At 66.8% G+C, this 21,806-nt stretch carries 19 protein-coding genes, 1 tRNA gene and 1 riboswitch; of the genes, 9 read left to right on the top strand and 11 right to left on the bottom strand.

What is annotated here, in order from left to right; translation table 11 throughout:
• The first annotated feature begins 2 nt into the window (after positions 1-2).
• Positions 3-2,660 carry a M1 family metallopeptidase gene (locus KK131_RS00820; RefSeq protein ID WP_214554557.1) on the top strand — a complete coding sequence of 886 codons (2,658 nt, stop codon included), beginning with the start codon at positions 3-5 and terminating at the stop codon, positions 2,658-2,660.
• A 167-nt stretch (positions 2,661-2,827) separates the two neighbouring features.
• Positions 2,828-3,766: a sensor domain-containing diguanylate cyclase gene (locus tag KK131_RS00815; RefSeq protein WP_214556611.1), complete on the top strand. Its 939-nt coding sequence runs from the start codon at positions 2,828-2,830 to the stop codon at positions 3,764-3,766.
• A 56-nt stretch (positions 3,767-3,822) separates the two neighbouring features.
• On the opposite strand, the gene gcvP is transcribed toward KK131_RS00815, so the two are convergent.
• The gene (gcvP, locus tag KK131_RS00810; protein WP_214554555.1) at positions 3,823-6,690 is read right to left on the bottom strand and encodes an aminomethyl-transferring glycine dehydrogenase; all 2,868 of its coding nucleotides are present in this window, start codon (positions 6,688-6,690) and stop codon (positions 3,823-3,825) included.
• A 39-nt stretch (positions 6,691-6,729) separates the two neighbouring features.
• Positions 6,730-6,830, bottom strand: a riboswitch (glycine riboswitch).
• A 208-nt stretch (positions 6,831-7,038) separates the two neighbouring features.
• Between gcvP and KK131_RS00805 the strand changes: the two genes are divergently transcribed.
• Positions 7,039-7,446 (top strand): VOC family protein, encoded by a 408-nt coding sequence (locus tag KK131_RS00805; protein WP_214554553.1) that lies wholly within the window; start codon positions 7,039-7,041, stop codon positions 7,444-7,446.
• Between the two features lie 196 nt (positions 7,447-7,642).
• Here KK131_RS00805 and KK131_RS00800 read toward each other — a convergent pair.
• Positions 7,643-7,729 (bottom strand) — tRNA-Leu (locus tag KK131_RS00800).
• Between the two features lie 257 nt (positions 7,730-7,986).
• Between KK131_RS00800 and rnr the strand changes: the two genes are divergently transcribed.
• From rnr to sugE, 4 genes are all read left to right on the top strand, one after another.
• A complete protein-coding gene (rnr, locus tag KK131_RS00795) occupies positions 7,987-10,554 on the top strand; it encodes a ribonuclease R (protein ID WP_214556610.1) in 2,568 nt (855 codons plus the stop codon).
• Positions 10,551-11,297 (top strand): 23S rRNA (guanosine(2251)-2'-O)-methyltransferase RlmB, encoded by a 747-nt coding sequence (rlmB, locus tag KK131_RS00790; RefSeq protein WP_214554550.1) that lies wholly within the window; start codon positions 10,551-10,553, stop codon positions 11,295-11,297. The genes rnr and rlmB overlap by 4 nt, the downstream gene beginning before the upstream one ends.
• Positions 11,294-11,563: a hypothetical protein gene (locus KK131_RS00785; protein ID WP_214554548.1), complete on the top strand. Its 270-nt coding sequence runs from the start codon at positions 11,294-11,296 to the stop codon at positions 11,561-11,563. The genes rlmB and KK131_RS00785 overlap by 4 nt, the downstream gene beginning before the upstream one ends.
• 79 nt (positions 11,564-11,642) lie before the next feature.
• Positions 11,643-11,960 carry a quaternary ammonium compound efflux SMR transporter SugE gene (gene sugE, locus KK131_RS00780; RefSeq protein WP_214554546.1) on the top strand — a complete coding sequence of 106 codons (318 nt, stop codon included), beginning with the start codon at positions 11,643-11,645 and terminating at the stop codon, positions 11,958-11,960.
• Between the two features lie 17 nt (positions 11,961-11,977).
• Here sugE and phoU read toward each other — a convergent pair whose 3' ends face one another.
• The 6 genes from phoU to rnt form a co-directional block, all read right to left on the bottom strand.
• Positions 11,978-12,700, bottom strand: a complete 723-nt coding sequence (gene phoU, locus KK131_RS00775; protein WP_214556609.1) for a phosphate signaling complex protein PhoU — start codon at positions 12,698-12,700, stop codon at positions 11,978-11,980.
• A gap of 169 nt (positions 12,701-12,869) precedes the next feature.
• Complete coding sequence (gene pstB, locus KK131_RS00770; RefSeq protein ID WP_214554544.1) at positions 12,870-13,679, bottom strand: phosphate ABC transporter ATP-binding protein PstB; 810 nt, start codon at positions 13,677-13,679, stop codon at positions 12,870-12,872.
• Entirely contained in the window at positions 13,672-14,538 is an 867-nt protein-coding gene (pstA, locus tag KK131_RS00765; RefSeq protein WP_214554542.1) for a phosphate ABC transporter permease PstA, read from the bottom strand. Before pstA ends, pstB begins: the two co-directional genes overlap by 8 nt.
• Positions 14,538-15,557: a phosphate ABC transporter permease subunit PstC gene (pstC, locus tag KK131_RS00760; protein ID WP_214554541.1), complete on the bottom strand. Its 1,020-nt coding sequence runs from the start codon at positions 15,555-15,557 to the stop codon at positions 14,538-14,540. Before pstC ends, pstA begins: the two co-directional genes overlap by 1 nt.
• A gap of 75 nt (positions 15,558-15,632) precedes the next feature.
• The gene (gene pstS, locus KK131_RS00755) at positions 15,633-16,664 is read right to left on the bottom strand and encodes a phosphate ABC transporter substrate-binding protein PstS (protein ID WP_214556608.1); all 1,032 of its coding nucleotides are present in this window, start codon (positions 16,662-16,664) and stop codon (positions 15,633-15,635) included.
• A gap of 147 nt (positions 16,665-16,811) precedes the next feature.
• A complete protein-coding gene (rnt, locus tag KK131_RS00750) occupies positions 16,812-17,471 on the bottom strand; it encodes a ribonuclease T (RefSeq protein WP_214554540.1) in 660 nt (219 codons plus the stop codon).
• A 195-nt stretch (positions 17,472-17,666) separates the two neighbouring features.
• Between rnt and KK131_RS00745 the strand changes: the two genes are divergently transcribed.
• The gene (locus KK131_RS00745; protein ID WP_214554538.1) at positions 17,667-18,923 is read left to right on the top strand and encodes a porin; all 1,257 of its coding nucleotides are present in this window, start codon (positions 17,667-17,669) and stop codon (positions 18,921-18,923) included.
• Between the two features lie 121 nt (positions 18,924-19,044).
• Here the strand turns inward: KK131_RS00745 and hflD are convergent, their stop codons facing one another.
• Genes hflD through KK131_RS00730 form a run of 3 tightly spaced genes read right to left on the bottom strand, consistent with a single transcriptional unit; the run spans position 19,045 to position 21,309 of the window.
• Positions 19,045-19,668 carry a high frequency lysogenization protein HflD gene (hflD, locus tag KK131_RS00740; RefSeq protein ID WP_214554536.1) on the bottom strand — a complete coding sequence of 208 codons (624 nt, stop codon included), beginning with the start codon at positions 19,666-19,668 and terminating at the stop codon, positions 19,045-19,047.
• Between the two features lie 10 nt (positions 19,669-19,678).
• Positions 19,679-20,827 carry a tRNA 2-thiouridine(34) synthase MnmA gene (gene mnmA / locus KK131_RS00735; protein WP_214554534.1) on the bottom strand — a complete coding sequence of 383 codons (1,149 nt, stop codon included), beginning with the start codon at positions 20,825-20,827 and terminating at the stop codon, positions 19,679-19,681.
• The gene (locus tag KK131_RS00730) at positions 20,824-21,309 is read right to left on the bottom strand and encodes an NUDIX hydrolase (protein WP_214554532.1); all 486 of its coding nucleotides are present in this window, start codon (positions 21,307-21,309) and stop codon (positions 20,824-20,826) included. The genes mnmA and KK131_RS00730 overlap by 4 nt, the downstream gene beginning before the upstream one ends.
• A 122-nt stretch (positions 21,310-21,431) precedes the next feature.
• Here KK131_RS00730 and clpS point away from each other — a divergent pair, with 122 nt between their 5' ends.
• On the top strand, positions 21,432-21,758 hold the full coding sequence (gene clpS, locus KK131_RS00725) for an ATP-dependent Clp protease adapter ClpS (RefSeq protein WP_056385807.1): 327 nt from the start codon (positions 21,432-21,434) through the stop codon (positions 21,756-21,758).
• The last annotated feature ends 48 nt before the right edge of the window (positions 21,759-21,806 follow it).

The raw sequence follows: 21,806 nt of genomic DNA, 5'->3' as shown, positions 1-21,806 counted from the left end.
TCATGCGCAGCACCTTGCTGGTTTCCGCGATTGCCCTGGCGCTCGCCGGTGTCTCGATGACGGCCGTGGCCGAAACGCCCGCTGCCGCGTCCACGGCGGATCTCGCCACCACCCAGCTGCCGCGCACCGTGCGGCCCAGCCACTACGACGTGGCGGTGACGCCGCATGCGGACAAGCTGAGTTTCGACGGCAAGGTCACGGTGACGGTCGACGTGCTGCAGCCGACCACCAGCATCACGCTGAACGCGATCGACATGGCGTTCTCCTCGGTGCACCTGACGCCGACGCGGCTGCGGATGGCGGTGGCCGACCCCAGGGTATCGGTGGACGCGCAGGCGCAGACGGCCACCTTCACCTTCGACCGCGCGCTGCCACCGGGCAACTACAAGCTGGCGATGAGCTACACCGGCAAGATCGGCACCCAGGCCACCGGCCTGTTCGCGATCGACTACGACACCCGGGCGGGCAAGCGGCGCGCGCTGTATACCCAGTTCGAGAATTCCGACGCGCGCCGCTTCATTCCGTCGTGGGACGAGCCGGCGTACAAGGCCACGTTCGACCTCGAAGTGACCGTACCCAGGGGCGAGATGGCGGTGAGCAACATGCCGGCGGCGTCGACCGCGGACCTCGGCAACGGCCTGGTCCGCGTGCGTTTCCAGCCGTCGCCGAAGATGTCCACCTACCTGCTGTTCTTCGGCCTGGGCGAGTTCGACCGCGCCACCGCCATGACCGACGGCACCGAGATCGGCGTGATCACGCAGAAGGGGCTGGCGTCGCAGGCCGGCTTCGCGCTGGCGTCGTCCTCGGCCGTGCTGCGCGAGTACAACGACTACTTCGGCGTGCCGTACCCGCTGCCGAAGCTGGACAACATCGCCTCGCCGGGGCGCAGCCAGTTCTTCTCGGCGATGGAGAACTGGGGCGCGATCTACACCTTCGAATACGCGCTGCTGCTGAACCCCGCCATCTCGACCCAGGCCGACAAGCAGGCGGTCTTCAACACCGCCGCGCACGAGATGGCGCACCAGTGGTTCGGCGACCTGGTGACGATGCATTGGTGGGACGACCTGTGGCTGAACGAGGGCTTCGCCTCGTGGATGGCCGCGCGCACCACCGAGAAGCTGCACCCGGAATGGAATACCGCGCTGGATGCGGTGGGCACGCGCGAGTCGGCGATGTCGCAGGACGCGGCGGTGACCACGCATCCGGTGGTGCAGCACGTGGAGACGGTGGAGCAGGCCAGCCAGGCGTTCGACTCGATCACCTATGCCAAGGGCGAGGCGGTGATCCGCATGCTGGAAGGCTACGTGGGCGCCGACACCTGGCGCGCCGGCGTGCGCAACTACATCAAGGCGCACGCCTACGGCAACACCCGGTCCGACGACCTGTGGCGCGAGGTGCAGGCGGTGGCGGGCAAGCCGATCACCGCGATCGCGCACGACTTCACCCTGCAGCCGGGCATCCCGCTGATCCGCGTGGACGCGGCCGCGTGCAGCGGCGGCAGGACCACGCTGAAACTGAGCCAGGGCGAATTCACCAAGGACCGCCCGGACAAGAAGCCGCTGGGCTGGCACGTGCCGGTGATCGCGCAGGGCATCGGTGGCGCGCCGGCGAGCACCCTGGTGACCGACGGCAAGGCCACCCTGACGGTGCCCGGCTGCGCGCCGGTGATCGTGAATGCAGGGCAGAGCGGCTACTACCGCACGCTGTACGCGCCGGCCCAGTTCGCCGCGATCAAGGGCGCGTTCGCCAGGCTCGCGCCGATCGACCAGCTCGGCCTGATGAGCGACACCTGGGCGCTGGGCATGGCCGGCCTGCAGAACGCATCGACCTACCTGGACCTGGTCCAGGCCACCCCGGCCGATGTCGACCCGCAGATCTGGGGCGAGATCGCAGGCACCCTCGACGGCCTGGACAACTACTACCGCGGCGATACCGCACGCCAGGCGCGCTTCCGCGCGTTCGCGGTGAAGCGGCTGGCGCCGGTGTTCGCACGCATCGGCTGGGAGGCGAAGCCGGGCGAGAGCGATCCGGTGGCGATCCTGCGCACGCAGCTGATCGGCGCGCTGGGCAACCTGGGCGACAGCGGGGTCATCAACGAGGCGCGCCGTCGCTTCGCGGCACAGGAACATGATCCGCAGGCCGTGCCCGCGGCGTTGCGCAAGACCATCTTCGCGATCGTGGCCAGGCACGCCGACGCCGCCACCTGGGACCGGCTGCACGCGATGGCGAAGGCGGAGAAGACCCCGCTGATCAAGGACCAGCTGTACTCGCTGCTGTCCTATGCCGACGATGACGCCCTGGCCCGGCGCGCGCTGGAGCTGGCCATCACCGACGAGCCGGGAGCGACCAACAGCGCCGGCATGATCGGCATCGCCGCCTACCAGCATCCCGAGATGGCGTTCGACTTCGCGCTGGCGCACCGCGCCAAGGTGGATACGCTGGTCGACTCGACCTCGCGCAGCCGCTATTACCCGCGCCTGGGTGGCGCCTCGTTCGACCCGGCGATGATCGGCAAGATCAAGGCCTACGCCGATGCTTACATTGCCACCGGCTCGCGTCGCGCCGCCGACGCCACCGTCGCGAACATCAAGTACCGCATGATGATCCGCAACGAACGGCTGCCGGCGATCGACGCCTGGTTGGCGCAGAACGGCGACTGAGCGGGGGCGGTTTGCAAACTGCATCAGCGGAAGGCTCCGCCCGGAGGGCTTTCCGCCGGTAGGTAGTCGGCGTTATCCGGACGCACGTGGTGGCCGGCTTCGTGCGTCGATCGCTTGATATATATTTTGCGCGGCTGCAGGGCAGGACATTCCCGGGGATCGGCAAGATGGTGGATATCGACAATCGGATGGCGCCGGGCAGCGCCGTCTACAAGACGCTGCTGGAGTCGACCAGGGCGATTCCGTGGAAGATCGACTGGGCCAGCAAGCAGTTCGCCTATATCGGGCCGCAGATCGAGGCGCTGCTGGGCTGGGCGCCATCGAGCTGGGAGAGCGTGGGCGACTGGGCCAGCCGCATGCATCCGGCGGACCGCGAGTGGGTAGTGGATTTCTGCGTGGCGCAATCGCAGGCGGGGGTGGACCACGAGGCCGACTACCGCGCGCTGACCCGCGACGGCCGCTACGTGTGGATCCGCGACGTGGTGCACGTGGTGCGCAACCCCGACGGCACGGTCGACTCGCTGGTCGGCTTCATGTTCGACATCAGCGAGCGCAAGCGCACCGAGCAGCAGCTGATCAGCCTGCAGAAGGAGATGGAGGAGCTTTCCTTCCGCGACGGCCTGACCGGCGTCGCCAACCGGCGGCGCTTCGACGCGATCATCGAACTCGAATGGAGCAACGCGCGGCGCAACCGGCAACCGCTGTCGATGCTCATGATGGATATCGACTATTTCAAGCAGTACAACGACCGCTACGGTCACCTGGAAGGCGACGCCTGCCTGAAGCACGTGGCGCGCATCCTGAATTCGGCCGCGACGCGCGCACGCGACCTGCTGGCCCGCTTCGGCGGCGAGGAGTTCGTGCTGGTGCTGCCGGAAACCGACGAGGCCGCCGCAGGCAAGCTGGCCGAACGCTGCCGCGACCTGATCCTGGCCGAGCAGATCCCGCACGAACCCTCCCCGATCGGCCCCGTGCTGACGATCAGCATCGGTGCGGGCACCGTGATTCCCGGCCACGACGACGAACTGCGGCCGTTCATCGACGCGGTGGACAAGCGCCTGTACCAGGCGAAGCAGCAGGGCCGCAACCGCATCGTGGTTGGATGAAAGAAAAGGCCCCGCATGCGGGGCCTTTTCTGTTCAGTACGAATCGACGAAGCGGTTTATGCCTCGGCTTCTTCCTTGTACGCATCCACCGGGATGCAGGCACACATGATGTGTTTGTCGCCGTAGACGTTGTCGACGCGGGCGACCGGCGGCCAGTACTTCTGCAGCTTCAGGCTGGCCAGCGGGAAGGCGGCCAGTTCGCGCGGGTAGGCGTGGGTCCACTCGCTGGCGCTGACCATGGTGGCGGTGTGCGGGGCGTTCTTCAGCGGGTTGTCCTCGCGGTCCAGCTTGCCTTCCTCGATCGCGCGGATCTCGTCGCGGATCTGGATCATCGCGTCGATGAAGCGGTCCAGCTCGTAACGCGATTCGCTCTCGGTCGGTTCCACCATCAAGGTGCCGGACACCGGAAAGCTCAGCGTCGGCGCGTGGAAGCCGAAGTCGATCAGCCGCTTCGCCACGTCCTCGGCGCCGATGCCGGTGGCGTCCTTGAGCGGGCGCAGGTCGAGGATGCACTCGTGCGCCACCAGCCCGTTGCGGCCGGTGTACAGGGTGGGGTAGTGCGGCTCCAGCCGCCTGGCGATGTAGTTGGCGTTGAGCAACGCGACCTGGGTGGCTTTGCGCAGGCCCTGCTGGCCCATCAGGGTGATGTACATCCAGCTGATCGGCAGGATGCTGGCGCTGCCGAAGCTGGCCGCCGAAACCATGCCGACCGGGCTTTCCTCGCCGAACTTCCTCGGCAGGAACGGTTCGAGATGCGACTTCACCGCGCACGGGCCGACGCCCGGGCCGCCGCCGCCGTGCGGAATGCAGAAGGTCTTGTGCAGGTTCAAGTGCGACACGTCCGAACCCCACTTGCCGGGCTTGGCCACGCCGACCAGCGCGTTCATGTTGGCGCCGTCGGTATACACCTGGCCGCCGTGCTGGTGGACGATGTCGCAGATCGCCACGATGTCTTCCTCGAACACGCCGTGCGTGGACGGATAGGTGATCATCAGCGCGGCGAGGCGGTCGGAATACTTCTCGGCGGCGCGGCGGATGTCCTCGACGTCGACGTTGCCGTTGCCGTCGCACTTGGTCACCACCACCGTCATGCCGCAAAGGTGCGCGGAGGCCGGGTTGGTGCCGTGGGCGGATTCGGGGATCAGGCAGATGTCGCGATGCTCTTCGCCGCGCGAGCGGTGGTAGGCGCGGATCGCCAGCAGGCCGGCGTACTCGCCCTGCGCGCCGGAGTTCGGCTGCAGGCTCACCGCGTCGTAGCCGGTGCATTCGACCAGCATCGCTTCCAGGCCGTCGATCAGTTCCTTGTAGCCCTGCGCCTGCGCGGCCGGGGCCAGCGGGTGGATGTTGGCGAACTCCGGCCAGGTGACCGGGATCATCTCGGCGGTGGCGTTGAGCTTCATGGTGCACGAGCCCAGCGGGATCATGGTGCGATCCATCGCCAGGTCCTTGTCGGCCAGCGCGCGCATGTAGCGCAGCAGTTCGTGCTCGCTGTGGTGCGTGTTGAACACCGGGTGGGTGAGGAACGCGCTCTGGCGCAGCAGCGTGCGCGGCAGCGCGTCGTGGACTTCGGCATCGAGCGCGTCGATGTTGGCTTCTGCGCCGAACAAGCCCGCCAGTGCGACGACATCGGCGCGGGTGGTGGTCTCATCCAGGCTGATGCCGAGGCTGTCGGCATCCAGTTCGCGCAGGTTGATGCCGGCAGTGCGAGCATTGGCATGGACAGCGGCGGCATCGATGCCGGTGATGTGCAGCGTATCGAAGAAATCGCTGCCCACCTTCACGCCGGCCCGACGCAGCGCGACGGTCAGGATCACGGCGAGGCGATGCGTGCGGCGCGCGATGCGGGCGAGCCCGGCGGGACCGTGGTAGACCGCGTACATGCTCGCCATCACCGCCAGCAGCACCTGCGCGGTGCAGATGTTGGAGGTGGCCTTCTCGCGGCGGATGTGCTGCTCGCGCGTCTGCAGGGTGAGGCGGTAGGCGGCCTTGCCTTCGGTGTCGATCGACACGCCGATCAGCCGGCCCGGCATCGAGCGCTTGTACGCGTCGCGGCAGGCCATGAACGCGGCGTGCGGACCGCCGAAGCCGAACGGCACGCCGAAGCGCTGCGAGTTGCCCACCACGATGTCCGCGCCCCATTCGCCGGGTGCGGCGATCAGGGTCAGCGCGAGCAGGTCGGTGGCGACCGCGACCAGGCCGCCGCGCGCGTGCACGGCGTCGGCGATCGCCTGGTAATCGTTGATGCTGCCGAAGGTGTCCGGGTACTGCAGCAGCACGCCGAACGCGTCGGTGCCGGCCGCATCGCTGTCCGCGCCGACCACCAGCTCGATGCCCAGCGGCTCGGCGCGCGTGCGCACCACTTCCAGCGTCTGCGGGTGCACGCCGTTCGACACGAAGAACACGTTCGACTTCGATTTGCACGAGCGCTTGGCCAGGGTCATCGCCTCGGCCGCGGCGGTGGCTTCGTCCAGCAGCGAGGCGTTGGCGATCTCCATCCCGGTGAGGTCGGCGCACATCGTCTGGAAGTTGATCAGCGCCTCCATGCGGCCCTGCGAGATTTCCGCCTGGTACGGCGTGTACGCGGTGTACCAGGCGGGGTTCTCCAGGATGTTGCGCAGGATGACGTTCGGCGTGAGGGTGCCGTAGTAGCCCTGGCCGATGAAGCTGCGGAACACCTGGTTCTTGTCGGCGATCGCGCGGATCTTGGCCAGCGCTTCCTCTTCGGTGATCGCCTCCGGCAACGCCAGCGGCGCGGCGGACTTGATCGAGCCGGGGACGATGGCGTCGGTCATCGACTCCAGCGAATCGTGGCCGATCACGCGCAGCATCTGCGCGATCTCGGCGTCGTCCGGACCGATGTGGCGTTCGATGAACGCGCCGTGGTGTTCGAGGTCGCGCAGGGAAGGAGTGGGGTTGTGGCTCATGAGTGGGCATCCGAAGACTCGCGTGCCGTGCCGCACGCGGGGCGCCCCTCTGTCCTTTTGCCTGAGAGTTTGGAAGCGCGGTGCCTGCGCTTCGTGCCCCTTCGGCGCCGGATTCAACCGGTCTCTCCAGAGTGTTCGCACATGATGGTATGGGAGCCTGAGCGATTACGGGCGTTGCGTCTTCGGCAGCGGCACGTGCCCGGTCAAGGGCTGCCCGCTTCTCCCACCATGCGTTTACCGCGGCGATTATACAGGGCGGGCGGCGCGTGTTGCGGCTCGCCGGGGTGTGGTTCAGAAACCTCCCGCGTTATGCTCGGACATCCCATTCCCCGACCCGCCGGAGCTCCCATGATCCGTATCGGCGAAATCGACCACGTGGTGTTGCGCGCCATCGACATCGCGGCCATGCAACGCTTCTACTGCGAGGTGCTCGGCTGCCGCGAGGAACGCCGGCAGGACGAGATCGGCCTGGTGCAACTGCGCGCCGGTGCGTCGCTGATCGACCTGGTATCCGTCGACGGCAAGCTTGGCCGCCACGGCGGCGCCGCGCTGGGCAGGGAAGGCCACAACATGGATCACCTGTGCCTGCGCGTGGAGGACTACGACGAGGCGGCGATCCTGGCACACCTCAAGGCGCACGGCGTGCGCATCGGCGAGCTGGGCTCGCGCTATGGGGCCCGGGGCGAAGGCCCGTCGATCTATCTTTACGACCCGCAGGGCAACATGGTCGAGCTGAAGGGACCGGCGGCGGGTTGAGCCCTCTCCCTGCGGGAGAGGGGTTGGGGTGAGGGTTCGGGCGAAGCATGAACTCGACGCGACAACCGAACCCTCATCCGTCGCTGCGCGCCACCTTCTCCCGACAGGGAGAAGGAAAAGCCAAGGTGGCCTTCCTGACTTTAATCAAACCCTGAAAAGACGAAGGCCGCCTCGAGAGGCGGCCTTCGTTTACAATTGGTGCCCAGGAGAGGACTCGAACCTCCACGGAGTTGCCCCCGCTAGCACCTGAAGCTAGTGCGTCTACCAATTCCGCCACCTGGGCAGGTGTCACGTCGCTCGGCGAGCTGCGTGAGCCGCGTAATTTAGGCATCTGCCGACGGCTTGTCAACACTTTTCACATCCATTCTCTGCGACGTGGCATTCTCCGCGGCGCAAACATCACAAGGACCCTGAGTGACCAGAAAAACTCCCCCCCGTTCCGGCAATCCCCGCGACACGCACTCCGCGAAGAAACCCGCCAGTCGGGCGCCGCGAGCCGTCGCTGCGCCGGACAAGCGCAGCAAGGCTGCCGCGGGCGCCGTGCGCGACCCGTACGCCGATCGCGAGGCGCAGCGTTATGCGCGCCCGATTCCCAGTCGCGAGGCGATCCTCGACCTGCTCGAGCAGCGCGGCGAACTGCTGACCGAGGCGCGCATCGCCGCGGCGCTGGAAATCCACGATGAAACCGACCTCGAGGCGCTGCGCAAGCGGCTCGCCGCGATGGTGCGCGACGGCCAGCTGTTGCTGGGCCGGCGCGGCGGCTACGCGCCGACGCGGAAACTCGACCTGATCGCCGGCGTGGTGCTGGCCAATGCCGAAGGCTACGGTTTCCTGCGTCCGGACGAGGGCGGCGACGACCTGTACCTGTCGCCGCAGCAGATGCGCGCCGTGATGCACGGCGACCGCGTGCTGGCCAGTGTGGTCGGCATCGACCGCCGCGGGCGCCGGCAGGGTGCGATCGCCGAAGTGCTGCAGCGGCGTTCGCCGCGGCTGGTCGGCCGGGTGGTGATCGACGATGGCGTGACCCTGGTGACGCCGGACGACCGCCGCCTGAACCAGGACGTGATGATCAAGCCCGGCCGCGAGCTGGGCGCGCGTTCCGGCCAGATCGTGGTGGCCGAGATCACCGACCCGCCGACCTTGCAGCGTGGTCCGATCGGCGAGATCCGCGCGGTGCTGGGCGAACGCCTGCAGCCGTCGCTGGTGGTGGAAATGGCGATCGCCAGCCACGACCTGCCGCACGAATGGCCGGCCGAGGTGCTGCGTGATGCCGCGCAGGTGGAGTCGGTGGTGACCGCCGCCGAGCGCGAGGGCCGTACCGATATCCGCAAGTTGCCGCTGGTCACGATCGACGGCGCCGACGCGCGCGATTTCGACGACGCGGTGTATGCCGAGCCGAAGCGTGGCGGCGGCTGGCGCCTGATCGTGGCGATCGCCGACGTCTCGCACTACGTACGGGCCGGCAACGCGCTGGATCGCGAGGCGCACGAGCGCAGCACCTCGACCTACTTCCCCGGCTTCGTGGTGCCGATGCTGCCGGAGACCTTGTCCAACGGCATCTGCTCGCTGAATCCGAACGTCGAGCGGCTGTGCATGGTCTGCGACATGCTGGTCGACGCCGAAGGCAACGTGGCCAAGTCGAAGTTCTACGACGCGGTGATGCTGTCGCACGCGCGGCTCACCTACGACAAGGTGTGGCAGGCCGTGGGCCTGAACGACGCTGACGCTCGGCACGAAGTCGCCGACGTGTTGCCGCAGCTGGAGAACCTGCACGCGCTGTACAAGGCGATGGCGGCGCAGCGCAAGCGCCGCGGCGCGATCGACTTCGAGACGCCGGAGGTGAAATTCCGCCTCGACCAGACCGGTGGCGTCGAGTCGATGGGTGCCACCGAGCGCAACGACGCGCACAAGCTGATCGAGGAATGCATGATCGCCGCCAACGTGCAGGCGGCGCTGTTCCTGGAGAAGAAGAAGATCCCCGCGCTGTTCCGCGCGCACGAACCGCCGCCGGCGGAGAAATACGAGGATCTGCAGCAATTCCTGCGCGAGTTCAAGTTGCGCATGCCGCCGGTGGATGAAGTGACGCCGGCGGATTTCGCCGAGATCCTGCGCATGGTGCACGACCGTCCCGAGCGTGAACTGATCCAGTCGGTGCTGCTGCGCTCGCAGAGCATGGCGGCCTACCAGCCGGACAACCGCGGTCACTTCGGCCTGTCGCTGCAGGCGTATGCGCATTTCACCTCGCCGATCCGCCGTTATCCGGACCTGCTGGTGCATCGTGCGATCCGCTACGCGCTGACCGGCCGCAAGCCGACCGACTACGCCTACACGCCCGCCGAGATGGCGGCGATGGCGATCCACTGCTCGCAACGCGAGCGCCGTGCCGAGGAAGCCGAGCGCGACGTCGACGAGCGCTTCAAGTGCGCGTGGATGGAAAAGCACATCGGCAGCGAGTTCGAGGGCGTGGTCACCGGCGTCACCTCGTTCGGCCTGTTCGTGGAACTGGACGAGTCGAAGGTGTCCGGCCTGGTGCACATCAGCCAGCTGATGAACGACTACTACCACTTCGACGCGATCCGCAAGTTGCTGAAGGGCGAGCGCACCGGCGCGCAGTTCCGCCTGGGCGACCACGTGCGCATCCAGGTGCTGCGCGCCAGCCTGGAGGACCGCAAGATCGACTTCCGCCTGGTCTCGCCGCGCACGCCGGTCGCGGCGCCGACCGCCAGCGGCAAGGCCTACGATTATGCAGCCGCGGGCGAGCGGTATTCGTTGCCGAAGAAGGCTGCCGCCACCACCAAGGCGCCGGGCATGTTAGGGCGCGCCGCCAAGGCGATCGGCCGTGCGTTCGGCCGCAAGGAAGCCGAAGTCGCTGCTCCTGCACCGGCGCCACGCAAGGCGGCAGTGAGCGATAATCCGCCGCCGCGCGCACAGCCGGCGGCGACGCGCCAGCACGCCGGCGGGCAGCATCAGGGCCGCCGGGCCGAGCCGTCGTCCGACCGTCGCCCGCGCAAGGGCGGTTCCGCCAAACGCGGGCCGGCCCCGGCTGCCGCTCGGCCGGCACCGAAGAAGCGCGGCGGCCGCAAACCGAAACCGAAAGGCAAGCCATGAGCGAGAGCTGGATCGTCGGGATCAACCCGGTCGAAGGTGCGTTGAGCAACGATGCCGAGCGCGTGCGCGAAGTGCTGGTCGAGAACGGCCAGCGCAATGCCCGCGTGCTGGATCTGGCCGAGCGCGCGAAAAAACTGAAGATTCCGGTGCAGCACCGTCCGCGCGACGAGCTGGACAAGCTGGCTGGCGAGGCGCGTCACCAGGGCGTGGCGGCGCGCTACGAGGCGGCACCGGCGGCGCATGAAAGCGACCTGGCCGCTCTGCTGGAGCGCGACGGCAGCGATACGCTGGTGCTGGTGCTCGACGGCGTCACTGACCCGCACAACCTTGGTGCCTGCCTGCGCAGTGCGGCGGCGGCGAAAGTCACCGCGGTGATCGTGCCGAAGGACCGCGCGGTCGGACTGACCCCGGTGGTGCGTCGCGCCTCGGCCGGCGGCGCCGACCGGGTGCCGCTGATCGCGGTGACCAACCTGGCGCGCACGCTGCGCGAATTGAAGGATGCCGGCGTGTGGATCACCGGTCTGGCCGGCGACACCGACACTACCATCTATGGCGTCGACTTCAGGGGTCCGGTGGCGCTGGTGCTGGGCAGCGAAGGCGAGGGCATCCGCCGGCTCACCCGCGAGCTGTGCGATTTCGTGGCGAAGATCCCGATGCCCGGGTCGATGGAAAGCCTCAACGTTTCCGTCGCCACCGGCGTGGTGCTGTTCGAGGCATTGCGCCAGCGGGGTGCAAAACGATGAGTTTCTTCTGGTACGACTGGGCCGGTTACCTCGGCGTGGCGCTGGTGCTGCTGGCGTTTTTCCTGCTGCAGGAACGCAAGCTGCAGGGCAGCGGTCTGGTCTACCAGCTGATGAACGTGCTGGGTGCGATCGGCGTGATGCTGTCGCTGGCTTTCGGCAGCTTCAACCTGTCGGCGTTCATTATGCAGGTGGCCTGGTTGCTGATCGGCAGCTACGGTATCGTGCGCGGCATCCAGCGACGCCGCGAAACGCGCGAGCGGCCATAGATTGCTTGCTGGCGCGAGGACGACCCCGCGCACTTTTCCATCGCGGGGACGGCCCTGCAGCAAACCGAGGAGCGTCCCCATGGCGTGGATCTATCTGCTGCTGGCCGGCCTGTTCGAAATCGTGTGGGCTATCGGTCTCAAGTACACCGACGGCTTCAGCCGGCTGTGGCCCAGCGTCGGCACGCTGGCGGCGATGGCAGTGAGCATCGTGCTGTTGGCGATGGCAGTGAAAACGCTGCCGATCGGCACCGCGTATGCAATCTGGACCGGCATCGGCGCGGTCGGTGCGGTGGCGCTCGGCATCGTGCTGTTCGGCGATCCGGCCACGCTGCCGCGGCTGCTGTGCGTTGCGCTGATCCTGATTGGCATCGTCGGCCTCAAGCTCACGGCGAGCTAGCAGGAACAGGTAAACGCCTACTCGCCGAGCTTGGTGATTTCCGGGCTCGAGGTGAGGTCGCGCTTGCTGCGCTGCTTGTCCAACTGCTCGCCGGTGACCTGGAACCACACGTTCTCGGCGATGTTGGTGGCGTGGTCGCCGATGCGCTCGATGTTCTTGGCCATGAACAGCAGGTGGGTGCACGGGGTGATGTTGCGCGGGTCTTCCATCATGTAGGTGAGCAGCTGGCGGAAGTAGCCGGTATAGGCCTCGTCCAGCACCACGTCGTCCTTCCACACCTGGTAGGCACGCTCGGCATCGCGGTCGCGGTAGGCTGCCAGCACCTCGCGCACTTCGCCGGCGGCCAGCCTGGCCAGCTGATGCAGGCCGCCGACCGGCGCCACCGGCGCCACCATCGACAGCGGGATCGAACGCTTCGCCACGTTGGCGGCGTAGTCGCCGATGCGTTCGATGTCCGAGGCGATGCGCAGCGCGGCATACACGTTGCGCAGGTCGCCGGCCATCGGCGCGCGCAGCGCCAGCAGGCGCACCACGTCGTGGCCGATTTCCTGTTCCAACTGGTCGATCGCGTCGTCGTTGCCGACCACGCGCTGGGCGGCGCGCTCGTCGCGGCGTTCGAGCACGTCGATGGCGGCTTCCAGCTGGGTCACCGACAGCTCGCCCATGCGCACGATCTCGCCGGTGAGCCGGGCCAGTTCGCTGTCGTAGCTCTTGATGATGTGGTCGGTGCCGGTGTTCATGGGTTGCCTCATGTCTTGTTTCCTTCTCCCTTCGGGAGAAGGTGCCCCGAAGGGCGGATGAGGGTGCGGGCGGAGCGAAGTGCCGAGGCTTCGCCCGTACCCTCACCCCAACCCCTCTCACCCGCAAGGGGACTCCCTTCGGTCGCCAATGGGAGAGGGGAGTTATTTATCAGCCAAACCGCCCGGTGATGTAATCCTCGGTCTGTTTCTTGCCCGGCTTGGTGAAGATCTTTTCGGTCTGGTCGAACTCGATCAGCTCGCCAAGATACATGAAGGCGGTGAGGTCGGAGACGCGCGCCGCCTGCTGCATGTTGTGCGTGACGATGACGATGGTGAACTGGCTTTTCAATTCTTCCACCAATTGCTCGATGCGGCTGGTGGCGATCGGGTCGAGTGCCGAGGTCGGCTCGTCCAGCAGCAGCACCTCGGGCTTCAGCGCGATCGCGCGGGCGATGCACAGGCGCTGCTGCTGGCCGCCGGAAAGGCCAAGCGCGTTCTGCTTGAGCTTGTCCTTCACCTCGTCCCACAGCGCTGCGCTGCGCAGGGCCTGCTCCACGCGGCCTTCCATGTCCGGCTTCGACAGTTTCTCGTGATGGCGGATGCCGTAGGCGACATTCTCGAAGATCGTCATCGGGAACGGTACCGGTTTCTGGAACACCATGCCGACCTTGCTGCGCAGGCGGTTCAGCGAATAGCCGGGGGCCAGGATGTTCTCGCCGTCCAGTTCGATCGAGCCCTTCGCCTCGAGCTTCGGGTAGATCGCGTAGATGCGGTTGAAGATGCGCAGCAGGGTCGACTTGCCGCAGCCGGACGGGCCGATGATCGCGGTGACCTGCTTCTCCGGGATATCCATGCTGATGCCTTTCAGCGCCTGGAAACCGCTGTAGTAGAAATGCAGGTCGCGCACGACGAGCTTGGGGGCGACAGCCGCCGCTGCCGCCACCGGTGCCGGGTTCGTGGCGAGGGCGGAATCAGTCATGGGACACCTTGGTGCGGGAAAGGATCAGGCGGGAGGCCAGGCTCAGCAGCAGCACGAACATGGTGATCACGAACGCGCCGGCCCAGGCCAGCGCGTGCATCGCGTCGCCCGGGTCGTTGGCGTACTGGTAGATGATCTGCGGCAGGCTGGACATCTTCTCGATCGGGTTGATCGCCATGTAGTTGTTGCCGAACGCGGTGAACAGCAGCGGCGCGGTCTCGCCGCTGATCCGCGCCAGCGCCAGCAGCACGCCGGTGATGATGCCCGAGCGCGCGGCGCGGATCAGGATCTGCAGGGTCAGCTTCCACTGCGGCACGCCGAGCGACAGCGCCGCCTCGCGCAGCGTGGACGGCACCAGCCGCAGCATCTCGTCGGTGGTGCGCACGATGACGGGCAGCGCGATCAGCGCCAGCGCCACGCCGCCGGCGAAGCCGGAGAACGTGGTGGTGCCATGGGTGAGCGCGGTGCTCGGCAGCACGATGATGGTGTAGACGAACAGGCCCATCACGATCGACGGCGCCGACAGCAGGATGTCGTTGAGGAAGCGGATCGACTCGCCCAGCCGGGTGCGGTCCGCGTACTCGGCCAGCCAGGTGCCGGCCAGCACGCCGATCGGCGTGGCGATGCCGATGCCGATGAAGTTGATCACCAGGCTGCCGACCATGGAGTTGAGCAGGCCGCCGTCCTCGCCATAGGCGGTGACCTTGGTGAACAGCTTCAGGTCCAGCGCACTGATGCCCTGGCGCAGGGTTTCCCACAGGATCCAGGCCAGGAACGCCAGGCCGACCAGGGTGGCCAGCGTGCTCAGCACCATTGCCAGCGCGTTGGTGAGGCGGCGGCGCAGGTAGGGCGAGTTCATCAGCGGCCCTCCTTGCTGGCCAGCCGGCGCAGCATCAGCCGCGCGATCAGCAGCACGATGAAGGTGACCACGAACAGCAGGAAGGCCAGCGCCATCAGCGCGGACTTCTGCAGGCCGGCCGCCTCGCTGAACTGGTTCGCGATGGTCGAGGCGATCGAGGTGCCGGGATCGAGCAGCGAGGCTGACAGGTGCATCGCGTTGCCGAGCACGAAGGTCACCGCCATGGTTTCGCCCAGCGCGCGGCCGAGGCCGAGGAAGATGCCGCCGATCACCGCCGAGCGGGTGTACGGCAGCACGATGTCCCAGGACACCTCCCAGGTGCTGGAGCCCAGCGCATAGGCCGATTCCTTCAGCCGAGTCGGCACGGTCTGGAACACCTCGCGCATCACCGAGGAGATGAACGGGATGATCATGATCGCCAGCACGATGCCGGCGACCAGGATGCTGGCGCCGAACGGATAGTCGCTGCCGAACAGCTTGCCGACGAACGGCACGTGTTCGGCCACCCACGACAGCCTGCCGTCGTCGGGCTTGTTGCCGAGGTTGCTGGTCAACCACGGTTTGACGTGATCGGCAAAGAATGGGGCGAAGATGAACAACCCCCACATGCCGTAGATGATCGAAGGGATGCCGGCCAGCAGTTCGATCGCCGAGGCGACCGGCGTGCGCAGCCATGTCGGCGCGACTTCGGAAAGGTAGACCGCGATGCCGAAGCTGATCGGCACGGCGATCAGCAGCGCGATGAACGAGGTGATCACCGTGCCGTAGACCGGCACCAGGGCACCATAGACGTCGTTGCCCGGGTCCCACTCCGAGCTGACCAGGAAGTGCCAGCCGAAGGTGCCGAAGGCGTCGCGGCCACCCCACAGCGTGGCGCCGGCGGCACCGAGCAGGGACGCCAGCACGATCAGCGCACAGCCCTTCAACAGCCAGCGGAACAGCCGCTCGTGGCGGGCATCGCGACGGCTGCGCTGTTCCAGGATGTCGGTGGTTGAAATGGCTGTTTCGATCGCTGCCATGAGAGTCCAGTGGTGCGGGATGGAAACTCGCACTCCCCCGCCGACCGGGCCGGCGGGGGAGTGCGCTTTACTGCATCAATGCTTGAACTCGGACGCCCAGTACGCCTCGATCTGGCTGACCAGCGTCGCCGGCAGCGGCACGTAGTCCAGCTCGCTGGCGGCCTGCTGGCCCTGCTCCAGGGCGGACTTGAAGAAGTCGAACGCGACCTTGCTGTTGCCGGCATTCTTCGGCGACTTGTACATGATCACCCAGGTGGTGGCGGTGATCGGCCACGCCTGGTCGCCCGGTGCATTGGTCATGATCAGGTTGAAGTCCTTCGCGCTGGCCCAGTCGGCCGTCGCGGCGGCGGCGGCGAAGCTGGCGGCGGTCGGCGAGACGACGTTGCCGGCGGCGTTCTTCAGGTCGACCCAGCTGATCTTGTTCTTCACCGCGTAGGCGTATTCGACGTAGCCGATCGAGCCCTTGATCTGGCGCACGTACTGCGACACGCCTTCATTGCCCTTGCCGCCCACGCCGGTCGGCCATTCCACGGCCGTGCCGAACTTCACCTTGCTGGCCCACTCCGGGCTGACCTTGGACAGGTAGTTGGTGAAGTTGAACGAGGTGCCCGAACCGTCCGAGCGATGCACCACGGTGATCTTGCCGGCCGGCAGGCCGAGGCCGGCGTTCAGCGCGGCGATCTTCGGGTCGTTCCAGTTGGTGATCTTGCCCAGGAAGATGTCGGCGAGGGTGGCGCCGTCCAGCTTGATCTGGCCTGCCTTCACGCCGGCGATGTTGACCACCGGCACGATGCCGCCGACCACGATCGGGAACTGGCCCAGGCCGTACTTCTGCAGGTCCTCGGCTTTCATCGGCGCGTCGGAGGCGCCGAAGTCGATGGTGCCTTCCTTGATCTGCGCGATGCCCGCGCCGGAGCCGACCGACTGGTAGTTGAGGTGGTGGCCGGTCTTCTCCGCGTACGCGGCCGACCACTTGGACATGACCGGGTAGACGAAGCTGGAGCCGGCGCCGGTGATGTCGGTGGCGTGCGCGGCCACACCGAAGGTCGAGGCCACGGCAAGCGTGGCGACGGCGGCGAAGCGAAGCGGGAGTTTGTTGATGGTCAACACGGTAGCTCCTTGGAGGGAAGTCGGATGCGACCCCGCCATTTCAGGCTTTTCGTGTTGCCATTGGATGAAATGAATGTTTCAGGCAGATGACAATCTGTCACATGGCCGCTTCGCGGGGTGGCGGCCCGCACGAAACGACCGGGATCAGGCCGCGTCGAGGCCGCTGTGGGCCTGCTCGAACAACTCCAGCTGGCGCCAGCGGTTGACCACGCTGCAGAACAGTTCGGCGGTGCGCTCGGCGTCATACACCGCCGAATGCGCCTCGCGGCTGTCGAACACATGGCCGGCGGCCAGCACGGCCTTGCTCAGCACGGTCTGGCCGTACGCGAGGCCGCCAAGGCTGACCGTATCGAAGCAGCTGAACGGGTGGAACGGATTGCGCTTGTGGCCGCAGCGGCGCACCGCCTGGTTCAGGAAGCCCAGGTCGAACGCGGCGTTGTGGCCGACCAGGATCGCCCGCTGGCAGCCGGCCTCGCGCACCGCCTCGCGCACCACGTGGAAGACATGGTCCAGGGCCTGGCGCTCGGCCAGTGCGCCGCGCAGCGGATTGGTCGGGTCGATGCCGGTGATCTCCAGCGAACGCGGGTCCAGGTTCGCGCCGGGGAACGGTTCCACATGGGTGGACACGGTGGCCTGCAGCTTCAGGTAGCCGCCTTCGTCCATCGCCAGCGGCACCGCGGCGATTTCCAGCAAGGCGTCATGTTCGGCATCGAAGCCGCCGGTTTCCACGTCGACCACCACGGGCAGGAAGCCGCGGAACCGCTCGGCCATGCGCGGCGCGGCGCTGTTGCTCAGAATATCCATCGGCGAAGCATATCAGCCGCGTCACGCGGCGTGAGATGCGCCACTTCCGCGGCTTGGCGGATGCCTTGTCTTGAATATGTCATCAAAGCTGCACCCAACCGTAAAATTCCCCCGGCAGAATTGTTAACCAATCGCTAGCCGGCCATCGGATCGACGGGGCGATCGAGATGCTTTCCACCACTTGCGGAGAATCACATGCGTTCCAAATTGATTGCGGTGGCGATTGCCGCCGGCCTTGGCCTGACCAGTTTCGCCGCCTCCGCGGCACCGGCGCAGAACAGGACGGCCGCCGCCAGCAGCAGCGAAGTCGAGCAGCTGAAGGCACAACTGGCCGCGCTGCAGGCCAAGGTGGAGGAACTGGAGCAGCGCACCGACGCACAGTCCGACATCAACGTCAGCACCGGCCAGGCGGTGGAGAAGGCCACCAACGTGACCACGGCCAGCGACAAGAAGCTCGCCGCGCTGGAGAAGGCGATCAACAACACCACGCTGTCGGGCAAGATGTTCTTCGACTTCACCAGCATCGACGACAAGAACAGCGACAAGGGCAAGAGCGACAAGTCCGGCATCGGCCTGGACGTGAAGCGCTTCTACCTCGGCGTCGACCACAAGTTCAACGACATCTGGTCGGCCAACCTCACCACCGACTTCAACTACTCCAGCAGCGACGGCCAGACCAGCCTGTTCGTCAAGAAGGCCTATGTGCAGGGCAAGTTCGACGACGCCGCGGTGTTCCGTATCGGTTCGGCCGACATGCCGTGGGTTCCGTTCGCCGAGAAGTACTACGGCTTCCGCTACGTCGAGAACACCCTGATCGACCGCCTGAAGTACGGTACCTCGGCCGACTGGGGCCTGCACCTGGGCGGCGACATCGGCGCCAGCAAGTCGCTCAATTACGCGGTGTCGGTGGTCAATGGCAACGGCTACAAGAACCCGGGCCGCAGCAAGGGCGTGGACTTCGAAGGCCGCGTGGGCTTCGTGCCGTTCGAGAACATGGTCGTGGCGGTCGGCGGCTACAGCGGCCACCGTGGCCAGGAAACCGAGAACATCGACGCGGTGCATACCGCCGAGCGCGGCGACTTCATGCTGGCCTACGCCAGCAAGGCCTTCCGCCTAGGCGCCGAGTATTTCACCGCGAAGAACTGGAACAACGTGCTCAGCCCGCTCGCCGACAAGGCCGACGGTTATTCGCTGTGGGGCAGCGTGGCGGTGGCCGACAACGTGAACCTGTTCGCCCGCTACGACAGCGCCAAGCTCAGCAAGAGCCTGGACCGCGACGCCAAGGACACCTATTACAACGCCGGCGTCGAGTACCAGGTGACCAAGGGCTTCAAGCTGGCCGGCGTGTGGAAACACGGCAAGGTCGACAAGTCGGTCGCCACGCCGGTGCCGCCACACGTGCAGAACACCAAGACCAACGAGATCGGCGTGTTCGGCGAAGTGTCATTCTGATGCAATGCGCAGGCGGCATGCTGCCTGCGCGGAACGAGTGACGGACGGTCTATCGCAACGGAGTTCCACCCATGGACGGAAAACGGCGGGCATCAGCCCGCCGTTTGCTTTTCCGCCGCCGTCAGCGATTGTCCAGCGTGGCTCCGGTCAGCAGGCCGCGGGCCAGCATGCTGCACTGGCGCCGGTACAGCAGCAGCTGCCACTGGCGCCCGCCGAGCTGCCGCCACAGCACCGCCGAGCGCACGGCGGCGAGCAGGTTGGTGCGCACCTTTTCCACCACGGCGGTCTGCTGCAATTGTTGCGGGTTGCCGCTGACCATCACGCGCGGCTTGAGGATCGACAGGGTGGATGCATAGACCTCGGCCAGCCGACTGTTGACCTGGCTGGAGTCCTGGCCGAAATGCTCGACCTGCCGCTGCGCGGCAACGATGCCCTGCTGCAGTTTATCGAGCAGGTCCGCGCGTGCCGACAGGCTGCGCTCCAGCCGCATCACGGTCACCGTCATGCGCGTCACCGACATGTCGGGGGTGCTTTCGTCCAGCTGTGCGATCAGGGTACGCAGGCCGAGCCGCACGTTCGAGATGTTGCCGTACACGCCGACCACCGAAGGCGCATCGATGCGGAACACGCTGGCCACGCTGGCTTCCATCGCGGCTTCGTCGCAGCGCCCTTCGTTGGCCAGCTGCTGCGCCAGCGCGCAGGCCTGGAACAGGCCGGCGAGGGCGATCACGCGCTCTTCAGTCATGGAAAAAGTTTCAAACACGGGATGCCGGTTCTCTTGCTGGGGATGTGGAAGTCGGAGCGAATGCCGGCAGCAGGCCGCCGTAAGGCGCATCGGTGGCGGCGATCACCGCGCCGCCGAGACAGGCTTCGCCATCGTAGAGGACCACCGACTGTCCGGGGGTAACCGCACGCTGGGGCTCGTCGAAGCGTACCTCAAGGCCGGCGTCGGTCACGCTGACCATGCAGGCCTGGTCGGCCTGGCGGTAACGGGTACGCGCGGTGCAGCGGAAACGGGCGGAGGGCGCGGCGCCATCGACCCAGGTCGGCGTCTCCGACAGCAGCCGATGCGAGTACAGCCAGTGGTTCTCGCCGCCCTGGGCCACGTACAGCACGTTCGCCGCCACGTCCTTGCCGACCACGTACCAGGCTTCGCCGGTGGCGCCGTGGCGGCCGCCGATGCCCAGCCCGTTGCGCTGGCCCAGGGTGTAGTACATCACGCCCTGGTGTTCGCCGATCAGTTCGCCGTCGGGGGTGCGCATCTCGCCGGGACGGGCCGGGATGTACTGCGACAGGAAGCCGCGGAAATCGCGTTCGCCGATGAAGCAGATGCCGGTGGAATCCTTTTTCGCATGAGTCGGCAGGGCCGCCGCGCGGGCCATCTCGCGCACGCGCGGCTTCTCGATCCCGCCCAGCGGGAACAGCGTGGCAGCCAGTTGCTGCTGGCCCAGCGCATGCAGGAAGTAGCTCTGGTCCTTGGCCGCGTCCACCGCGCGCAGCAGCCGGTAGCGGCCGTCCCTGCAGTCGACGCGGGCATAGTGGCCGGTGGCGATCCTGTCGGCGCCCAGGGCACGGGCCTCGTCGAGGAAGGTCTTGAATTTGATCTCGCGATTGCACAGCACGTCGGGGTTCGGCGTGCGCCCGGCGCGATACTCGGCAAGGAAGTGCTCGAACACGCCGTCCCAGTATTCGGCGGCGAAGTTGCGCGCGTGGAACGGGATGCCGAGCCGGCCGCACACGGCCACGGCATCCTTGCGGTCGGCGTCGGTGGTGCAGGGGCCGCTGCGGTCGTCTTCCTCCCAGTTCTGCATGAACAGGCCTTCCACCTGGTAGCCGGCCTGTTGCAGCAGCAGGGCGGCGACCGAGGAGTCGACGCCGCCGGAAATGCCCAGCATCACCTTCATGGCATGCCGCCTTCAGGTAGATGACTCAGCGCACACAGCGGCAGCCGCTGTCCGCCCAGCCAGAGGTCGATGCTCTGCAGGATCATCGGGCTGCGCAGGCGGTCGCCCAGCGCGGCGATCTCGGTGCGGGTGAGCCACAGTGCGCGGCGGATGTCGGTATCCAGCGGGCGGTCCGGGTCGTGGCTCACCGCATGGGCGGCAAAGCTGAAGCGGACCACGGCGTCGCCGTGCTCGGTACTGCGCCACTGGTGCACGCCGATCAGGTGCTGCAGTTCCACCGTCCAGCCGGTTTCTTCCAGCGTTTCGCGCAAGGCCGCCGCGGCGAGGCTTTCGCCGTCGTCCAGGTGGCCGGCCGGCTGGTTGTAGACAAGCCGGCCGTTGACCTCTTCTTCCACCATCAAATACCGCTCGCCATCGGCCACCACGCAGGCGACGGTGACGTGCGGGCGCCAGATCTCGGCGGGGATGGTGGAATCGGCCATGGCGGTGCGAGCGGGGGCTGGAAAAGCAGCCATTGTGCCATCACCTCCCTTGTCACACCTCTGCGGGGTGGAAGCGGCACCGCGGCGTATACTTCGAACCAGAGATCACACTCCAAGAAACCATGGCCCACGAACCCGAACATGAGCAAGACAGCGGCCGCGGCCTGGCGCTGGAAACCGCGAAGCCCGAGGTGGCGCGACCACCGCTGTTCCAGGTGCTGCTGTTGAACGATGATTTCACCCCGATGGACTTCGTCGTCGAGGTGCTGCGTACCTTCTTCAACCTGGACCAGGAGCAGGCGGTGCAGGTGATGTTGCACGTACACACCCGCGGGCGGGGCGTTTGCGGCGTTTTTACCCGTGAAGTGGCCGAAACCAAGGTAACCCACGTCAACGAATATTCACGTTCCCATCAGCACCCGTTGTTGTGCACTATGGAAAAGCTCTGAGCGACCCCATTTCGTGCCCATTGCGGCGCTGAAGGCCGCTCACAATGC

This window comes from Rhodanobacter sp. LX-99 (genome assembly GCF_018599185.1).
Classification (GTDB): domain Bacteria; phylum Pseudomonadota; class Gammaproteobacteria; order Xanthomonadales; family Rhodanobacteraceae; genus Rhodanobacter.
This window is presented reverse-complemented; position numbering and strand designations above follow the sequence as displayed.

Excerpts from the sequence above, each read along its gene's own strand:
- KK131_RS00815 (WP_214556611.1), top strand. The coding sequence starts at position 2,828 with ATGGTGGATATCGACAATCGGATGGCGCCGGGCAGCGCCGTCTACAAG.
- sugE (WP_214554546.1), top strand. The coding sequence starts at position 11,643 with ATGGCGTGGATCTATCTGCTGCTGGCCGGCCTGTTCGAAATCGTGTGG.
- gcvP (WP_214554555.1), bottom strand. The coding sequence starts at position 6,690 with ATGAGCCACAACCCCACTCCTTCCCTGCGCGACCTCGAACACCACGGC.
- rnt (WP_214554540.1), bottom strand. The coding sequence starts at position 17,471 with ATGGATATTCTGAGCAACAGCGCCGCGCCGCGCATGGCCGAGCGGTTC.
- pstC (WP_214554541.1), bottom strand. The coding sequence starts at position 15,557 with ATGGCAGCGATCGAAACAGCCATTTCAACCACCGACATCCTGGAACAG.
- KK131_RS00820 (WP_214554557.1), top strand. The coding sequence starts at position 3 with ATGCGCAGCACCTTGCTGGTTTCCGCGATTGCCCTGGCGCTCGCCGGT.
- phoU (WP_214556609.1), bottom strand. The coding sequence starts at position 12,700 with ATGAACACCGGCACCGACCACATCATCAAGAGCTACGACAGCGAACTG.
- clpS (WP_056385807.1), top strand. The coding sequence starts at position 21,432 with ATGGCCCACGAACCCGAACATGAGCAAGACAGCGGCCGCGGCCTGGCG.
- KK131_RS00730 (WP_214554532.1), bottom strand. The coding sequence starts at position 21,309 with ATGGCCGATTCCACCATCCCCGCCGAGATCTGGCGCCCGCACGTCACC.
- KK131_RS00805 (WP_214554553.1), top strand. The coding sequence starts at position 7,039 with ATGATCCGTATCGGCGAAATCGACCACGTGGTGTTGCGCGCCATCGAC.
- pstA (WP_214554542.1), bottom strand. The coding sequence starts at position 14,538 with ATGAACTCGCCCTACCTGCGCCGCCGCCTCACCAACGCGCTGGCAATG.
- pstB (WP_214554544.1), bottom strand. The coding sequence starts at position 13,679 with ATGACTGATTCCGCCCTCGCCACGAACCCGGCACCGGTGGCGGCAGCG.
- rlmB (WP_214554550.1), top strand. The coding sequence starts at position 10,551 with ATGAGCGAGAGCTGGATCGTCGGGATCAACCCGGTCGAAGGTGCGTTG.
- hflD (WP_214554536.1), bottom strand. The coding sequence starts at position 19,668 with ATGACTGAAGAGCGCGTGATCGCCCTCGCCGGCCTGTTCCAGGCCTGC.
- KK131_RS00745 (WP_214554538.1), top strand. The coding sequence starts at position 17,667 with ATGCGTTCCAAATTGATTGCGGTGGCGATTGCCGCCGGCCTTGGCCTG.
- KK131_RS00785 (WP_214554548.1), top strand. The coding sequence starts at position 11,294 with ATGAGTTTCTTCTGGTACGACTGGGCCGGTTACCTCGGCGTGGCGCTG.
- mnmA (WP_214554534.1), bottom strand. The coding sequence starts at position 20,827 with ATGAAGGTGATGCTGGGCATTTCCGGCGGCGTCGACTCCTCGGTCGCC.